This window comes from Corynebacterium sp. KPL2850, from assembly GCF_040225855.1.
Lineage (GTDB): Bacteria > Actinomycetota > Actinomycetes > Mycobacteriales > Mycobacteriaceae > Corynebacterium.
The window spans coordinates 1-1,025 of sequence record NZ_JBEHFV010000073.1 but is presented as its reverse complement, the minus strand read 5'-3'; the positions used below and the strand labels follow the sequence as shown (position 1 = coordinate 1,025).

The 1,025-nt window shown below is 54.7% G+C and carries 1 protein-coding gene; it reads left to right on the top strand.

Features of this window, described 5'->3' with window-relative positions; translation table 11 throughout:
• Positions 1–114: 114 nt before the first annotated feature.
• A partial coding sequence (locus tag ABRP93_RS11615; RefSeq protein WP_502879668.1) for a hypothetical protein occupies positions 115–1,025 on the top strand: 911 nt, incomplete at its 3' end.

Genomic DNA, 1,025 nt, shown 5'->3' with positions numbered 1-1,025 from the left:
AAGCCGCCGGATCAGCTACACTTACTATCGCATCTTGATTAAATCCCCGTGTCCACTTTCCGGGGTTCGGGCCCGGTAACGGCTCGGCTGGCGGGTAAGCAGCTTCGGGCGGCGGTGGTTGTTATTCGACCGTTAGCGCGTTTTGTGCTGGCTGCATTGTTTTTGATGTTTACTACGGTGAGGGCCTTGTTGCCGGTGGCCGGGTCTGGGGTGGCGGCGTTTGTGACGGCGCTTGTTGCTATTCCGGCGTCGATTATTTTTTATGTGGCTTCTGTGGCGTGGGTTGCGTCGAATGTAGCGGCGTTTCCGTTGCTGAAGAAAGCTGTCGCGCCTGTCATCCTGGCGTTGGCAGCTGTGGTTGCTGTATCGCTTCTGACGATGGCAGTGGCGACGCTTTTGCTTCTTCCCGTTTTGGCGCCGCCGGTGATTGCTGTCGGCGTGGGGATTGCTGCGGCGTTCGCCACTGTTGGTGTGATGCTGGTGTGCTTTGTTGGCAACCAGCTGGCCTTGCTGGTTACAGGCCTGTTTGGTGCGGGGCAGTTACTTTTACGCGTGGTTACTGCCGGCGTGATGTTTATCGGCGTTGTGTTTATGGCTACCGGTGTTTTTGCCGCCATCGGGCCATGGATTGTCCGGCTGGTTTTACGTGGTGTGGAAACCGTACGTGCCGCAATTTCTGTCGGGTTTATTCCCCTATTCGCAGCACCTACTCGAGTCTTGTACCCACTTCGCAAGGTGGGGACGACTGTTATCGATGCGGTTACCGCTGTAGTGCTTCCGATAGCGTTGCTGACTCTGCCAACGTTGTTCTTGCCGTATAGAGGAGTTCTCTACAGGCTTGCTATCCCGTTGACGGCTTTTATATTCCTGTTGAAGTGGAATTTTTACAGCATCAGCGTACAAGTTGTTGCTTGGACATTAGTCTTGCTACTTGCCGTAATTTCGGGAGTGGGCCCGAACCCCGGAAAGTGGACACGGGGATTTAATCAAGATGCGATAGTAAGTGTAGCTGATCCGGCGGCTTC